Source organism: Streptomyces niveus, from assembly GCF_001723055.1.
In the GTDB taxonomy this organism is placed as follows: Bacteria; Actinomycetota; Actinomycetes; order Streptomycetales; family Streptomycetaceae; genus Streptomyces; species Streptomyces niveus.
Genome location: NZ_MDCR01000350.1, coordinates 1 through 6011 on the forward strand (window position 1 = coordinate 1; position 6011 = coordinate 6011).

The 6011-nt window shown below is 73.4% G+C and carries 2 protein-coding genes and 1 pseudogene; 1 reads left to right on the forward strand and 2 read right to left on the reverse strand.

Translation table 11 applies throughout. From position 1 onward, the window contains the following. Nucleotides 1–395: DinB family protein (locus tag BHU15_RS40475; RefSeq protein WP_497210040.1), on the forward strand; the 395-nt coding region annotated here is incomplete at its 5' end. On the opposite strand, the gene BHU15_RS32215 is transcribed toward BHU15_RS40475, so the two are convergent. After that, entirely contained in the window at nt 385–5373 is a 4989-nt protein-coding gene (locus BHU15_RS32215; RefSeq protein ID WP_107422970.1) for a DNA repair ATPase, read from the reverse strand. The two genes, BHU15_RS40475 and BHU15_RS32215, sit on opposite strands and share 11 nt — an antisense overlap. 211 nt (nt 5374–5584) lie before the next feature. Further along, nucleotides 5585–6011 (reverse strand): annotated as a pseudogene (locus BHU15_RS41685) (flotillin family protein); the annotation flags it as partial.

Genomic DNA, 6011 nt, shown 5'->3' on the forward strand with positions numbered 1-6011 from the left:
CCGACTTCGGCGCGGCGGCCGAGCGGCTGGGCGACGACCGGAGTGAGCGGTTCGCCGCCGAGATCGCCGCGCTGATCGGCGCGTGGGCCGCGCCGGGCGCGGAGGACGGCCTCACCGGGGCCATGAACATGCCCGCCCGGACCGTCGGCTCCATGGCGCTCGGCGATCTGGCCGTGCACTCCTGGGACCTGGCCCGCGCGACGGGGCAGCCGTACGAGCCGGCCGCCGCCGTCGTCGCCGCGCTCGGCGAGGAGTTCACCGCGCTCGCGCCGATGGCCCGCACGATGAACGTCTTCGGCGCGCCCTTCCCCGTGGGGGAGGACGCGACGCCCTTCGAGTCGCTGCTGGCCGAGACCGGGCGCGACCCGGCGTGGCGCCCGTCCGTCAGCGCGTAGCGCTCTCGGAGCGGCCCCGCGTGATCGCCGACTCCACCGCCGAGAGGCGGTCGGCCAGCAGCCCCAGTGCCGCGACCGCCCGTGTCATCGGGTCGCCGTCCGGGCCGCCGAGTGCCTGCCTCCGTACATAGGCCGCCTTGATCTCCGCCCAGCGCGCGGCCTGTTCCGGTGTCAGCGACGAGCGCAGCTCGGCCAGTCGCAGCAGATTCGCCTCGGCGCCCGTGGTGAGCGTCTGGGCCTCGCCCGCGTAGTGGTCGTCCACCAGGGCCGCCAGCTCCGCGTCGTTCATCACCGGGTCGATCCGCGCGGCGATCTTGTTCATGTCGCGGTACGAGCCCTGGAGCTGGAACGGCGGTGCGGTACGCGACTCGTCCGTCCGCGCCGCCGAAGCGATGTACGCCTCGTTCACGGCGAGGACCGTGCGCCGGGCCGTCAGCAGATGCCGCAGGACGGCGACGACCCGGTCCAGCTCGGCGGGGGCGTACGGGTGCAGCAGGGTGTCGGACACGGCGCCGGGGTCGCCCTCCGCGAGGCGCACCAGCACGTCGAGGTCGCGCCGGTCGCGGCCCGCGAGGGGAGCCAGGACCGGGTTGGACGTGAGCGCGTTCTCCACGAAGCTCAGCGCGAACACGTCCTCCTTTCCGGTCAGCACGTCGCCCAGGTTCCACACGTCCGCGCGGTTCGCGAGCATGTCGGGCACCCGGAAACGGCCCCCGGCGCCGGTGTACGGATTGCCGGCCATGCAGACCGCGAACCGCTTGCCCCGCAGGTCGTACGTGCGCGCCTCGCCGTCCCAGACGCCCTCGATGCGGCGCTGGGCGTCGCAGAGCGCGATGAACTTCTGGAGCAGCTCCGGTGACGTGTGCTGGATGTCGTCCAGGTACAGCAGGGTGTTGCTGCCCGCCGCCAGCGCGAAGTTGATCTTCTCGACCTCCTGGCGGGCGGTGGCGTTCGGCGCCTCGGCCGGGTCGAGCGAGGTGACGGACCGGCCGAGCGCCGGTCCGTCGATCTTCACCAGGAGGAGGCCGAGCCGGTCGGCGACGTACTCCATGAGCGTCGTCTTGCCGTAGCCCGGCGGCGAGACCAGCAGGAGAAGGCCGTTGGTGTCGGTGCGCCGGTTGTCGTCGGACGAGCCGAGCTGCTTGGCGAGGTTGTCCCCGACGAGCGGCAGATAGACCTCGTCGACGAGCCGGTTCCGTACGAAGGAGGACATGACGCGGGGCCGGAAGTCGTCCAGCCGCAGCCGGGCGCGCTCGGCGGCCACCAGGGCGGTGCGCCGCGCCTGGTAGGCGCGGAAGCCGGGCACGGTGCGCTCGCGGAAGTCGCGTGTCCTGGCGAGGAGTTCGTCGATCCGTACGGTCATCCGGCGGCCGGTGACGCGCGGATGGCTGCCGAGCAGTCCCTCGACCTCGGTGGTGAGGCGGGCCGTGGAGGCGTAACGCTCCAGGTCCGGGCAGAGCTCGACGGCCACCGCCTCGGTCAGATCGCCGGGGTCGGTGGTGCCACCGGCGGTGGACGCGTACGAGGTGAGCCAGGCCTCCACGAGCTGCCTGCGCGCCTCCAGGGTGTCCTCCCGCGCCTGCTTCAGGTCCTCGGCCAGCGCGGGGCCGCCCGGTGAGCGGTGGAAGCCGTCGAGCAGCGCGCGGGCAGCGGCGCCCGTGACGAAGCCGGGCGGGCCGCTGGTCAGCTCCTCGAAGAGGTAGTCGGCGACACGGAGAGGATCGCCCTCGGTGTCACCACTGAAGTCGGTGCCGAACTCCCGTACCGCCGACGCCACCTCCGTACGGAAGTCGTCGATCGCGACGGCGGGCCCGAACGTCTCACGCACGCGCGCCAGCGACACCGCCCGGCGGGTGAGGTTCTCCCGTGCCTGCGCCGTCACGCCGTACGCCCAGAACAACTGCGCCGCCGCACGGGCCCCCGGCGGATGCCGCAGCAGCCCCGCCTCCTCGTGCAGCCGCAGCAGCGCGGTGAGAACGGCCGTCGCGTCGTGGTCGTGAACCCCGCGCTGGTGGCCCTCGTCGTACGCGGCCTCCGCCGCCGCCCTGACCAGCGCGGGCAGGTCGGCGTGGGCCCGGAGCCCGGCCGCGCCGTGTTCGGCCAGCAGACGGGCGGCCAGGTGCTCCGCGCGGTAGACGGCGGGCGACTCGGAGGGCAGCAGCTGGGTCCAGTACGGGCGGGTGGCCTCGAAGGCCGGGTCGGTGACGGGAGCGCGGTAGTCGGTGCCGGTGAGCGCCAGCGCCGTACGGTCGCCGTGCGGGACGAGGGTCAGCTCCGGCGTCCGGGTGTTGACCGCGAAGGTGTGGCGGCCGAGCCGGATCGTGGCGCCGCCGTCCGCGTACAGGTCGGTGCGGTCACGCAGCGCCCGCGCCGCCTCCTGGCGGGCCGACATCAGCCGTCCGTCCAGCTCCTCGGCCCGCACCCGGTCGCCCAACTCGCGCAGTTCGTCGGCGGTGCGGCGGACCTTGGCGACCATCGGGTCGGAGGCGAAGTAGGTGTTGACGGCGTCGGTGTCGGCGAGCGAGGAGAGCCGGCGGGAGATCGAGCCGAGTACGCGGACGGCCGAGTCGGCCAGCCGCTCGGCGCGCCGGGCACGGCTGTCCTGAAGTGCCTGCCTGCGGGCGGCGAACGCCTCGTAGACCTCGGTCCGTTTGGTCTCCAGCTCGGTGAGGAAGCCCTCGTACTCGACGAAGCGCGACTCCAGGTCCTCCAGCTGGAGCAGCAGCCCGGCGAGCTGTTCGTCGCAGCTCTCGGGGGTGTCGGCGGCGGCCAGCGCGCCGGTCACCGCCTGCCCCAGCAGGGCGAACTCGGCCGCGAACTCGGCGCGGCCCTCGTGGTCGAGCAGTTCGGAGCGGCGCGCTTCGAGCGTGGCGCGGGCGCGGTTGACACCGCCGAGTACGTCCGCGACGCGCTCCAGGACGGACGTACGGACGACGGTGTCGCCGATGTCGAGCCCGGTGACGACATCGGTGACGGTCCGCAGCCCGGCGGCGTGCTCCTTGAGACGCGCGGCGACCGGGGCCGCGTCGGCGACCGTCGTGATGGCCGCCGCGTCGGCCGTCAGCCGCTCGACCTCGGCGTGGTGGTCGGCGAACGCGTCCTCGCGCCCGAGGAAGGCGACGGCGCGGCGCGCCGCCGCCTCGATGTCGCCCTCGGTCGCGGTGACGAGGCCGTCGATCCTCTCGGTGTCGGCGTACCGCATCTCCTTCAGGGTCACCAAGTGGCCCTGCGCACGCCGCAGTTCGGTGAGCCGGTCCACCCAGTCGGCCGCGCCGCGCGGTGCCTCGCCGCGGATGCGTCGTACGAGCGCGGCGACCCGGTCGGCGGACTCGGTGAGCGCGTCCGCCGCCTGCCGGGTCAGGGTCCGTACGGTCTCGAACTCCCCGAGCACCTGCTCGGCGGTGGCCCTGATCTCGGTCAACAGGCCCTGTGGGGAGCCCAGTTCGGCGTCGGTCAGCCAGTGGTGGCGGTCGGTGGCGCGGGCGCAGGCGGTGACGAGCGCGGCGTACGCGGCGGTCGTCGGTGTCGCGTCGGGTGCCGTCGTCCCGGCGACGGCGCGTGCGATCGACAGACAGTCCGCGATACCGCGCACCAGGTCGGCGTTGCCGACGCGGGCGAGGGGCCCGGTGCCGGTGGGGCGGGTCGCGGCGTACGTGTCGGAGACGTACGGCGAGTGCCACAGCTGGAGCGGATGCACCCGCGCGGGCTCGGGGGCGGCGCGCAGGGTCAGGAGCGTGCCGTCGTCGAAGACGGCGTAACCGGCGCCGGTCAGCGGTGTCGCGGCCTCCTTACGGATGACGTTGTACGGCAGGAGGAGGGTGCGGCCCTCGGCACGGTCCTGGAAGACGTACAGCACGTCCTCACCGTTGGGGGAGCGGACGGCCCGCTCGAACTCCAGGTCGCCCTCCGTGCCCGCGTCGAAGGTCCTGGCCGTGTCCGTGGCCGCCAGGTAGTAGCCGCCGGGGAAGACGACGCCCTGGTCCTCCGGGAGCCGGCGGCAGGACCGGCCGATGCCGTCGAGACGGGCGACCGTCCCGGTGAGGGTGTTGAGGACGAGATGGCGCCACGCGTCCTCCTTGTAAGGACGCACCCGCAGCAGGAGCAGCGCGCCCACGCGCGCGTGGGCGACATCGGCGTCGGCGAGCGACTGGAGCGGTTCGGCGACGGGCTCCGAGTAGATCCCCTCGGCCGTCTCGGTGTCGTCCACGGTCTTGACGGTCAGGGCGCCGCCGACCGTGGAGACGTACGCGTCGTCGCCGACGCGGATGTGCGGATGGCGGCCGAGGACATGGTCGTCACGGGTGGCCACCGTCCACTCCACGTCGTGCGACGGCGGGAAGACATGGTCCCGGTCGCCGCGCGCGTCGAGGAACTCCGCCGTGCCGTCGGTGCGCAGCGCCCAGCGCAGTACGCGGATGTCGCCGGCCTTCTCGCCCGTACGGAACACGGCCAGCAGCTTGCCGCCGAGATGGCGCAGCCGCAGCAGGCGCGCGCCCCGGTAGTAGCGGAACAACGCGTCCAGTTCCCGGACGAAGGCGGGGTCGTCCAGCAGCCCCGGGACCGCGTTCTCGGGGAGCGGGTCGAGCGCGCGGTCGTGCAGGACGAAGACGTCCGAGACCGCGATCTCCGGGCCCTGGCCGGTGGCGGCGGCACTGGCGGTGCCGTTGTCGACGGCGTGGCCGAAGAGGAGCGCGTCCCCGACGGCGACGATGTCGCGCGGCACACTCGCGTGCGGTGTGCGGACCTGTCCGGTGCCGGTGAGGCGCAGCTCGCTGGAGCCGAAGGTCTCGACGCGGCGGGAGTTGAGCGCCTCCGTGCGGAGGGCGAGTTCACCGCCCTGGGCGGCGAGCCGGTCGCGCAGCACCTCGTAGGCACCGGCGTCGATGCGCGTACCCGAACCCGTGCCCGTACCCGCGTCCGTACCTGTGCCAGTACCCGAACCCGTGTCCGTGCCCGCCTCGTTGGCCGTCGTCGTCATGTGTGGTCACTCCCTGCGGGGTCGGCGAAGCAGGGCCGGAGCCGCCGCACCCCCGTGGCGGCAGCTCCGGCCGGTCTTGATGGTCCTAGGTCCTGTCTTCAAACTGGCGTCTGGCTCACGACGCCTGGCACGCGCCCTCGCCGCGTTGTCGGAGTCGCTCAAGTACGTCCAGTACGAGAGCGATCCTCCGCCTTGCGATCGCACGCACCNNAGCAGTTCACCGAGCTGTCCGCTCCGTGCGGCCGCCCCCGGGCCCGCACCGCCGCCCGATGTCATCAGCTTCGTCAGCAGCGCCGACACCGTCAGATTCCGCACGTCCGCCGTCGAGACGGACCCGAGCATCTTCGCCAGGTCGTCCGTGAAGCTCGCCGACCCGTCCAGCCACGGCCCCGCCAGCGTCTGCGCGGTGTCCGAGTGCTTCATGAAGCCGTCCAGCCCCTTGCCGAGCGAGATCGACGACACGAGCCGGTCGAAGAAGACGGTGTCCCCGCCGACGATGTTGATGTCCGCGCTCTCCAGACCCGTCGCCAGCACGGCGGCCTGCGCCTCGGCGACCTGCCGCTGCGTCTCCAGCCCGGCGAGCCGCACCTCCTTGTCGGCCTCCAGGCGCAGCCGGTACTCCTCGTGGCCCCGCGACG

Excerpts from the sequence above, each read along its gene's own strand:
- BHU15_RS32215 (WP_107422970.1), bottom strand. The coding sequence starts at position 5,373 with ATGACGACGACGGCCAACGAGGCGGGCACGGACACGGGTTCGGGTACT.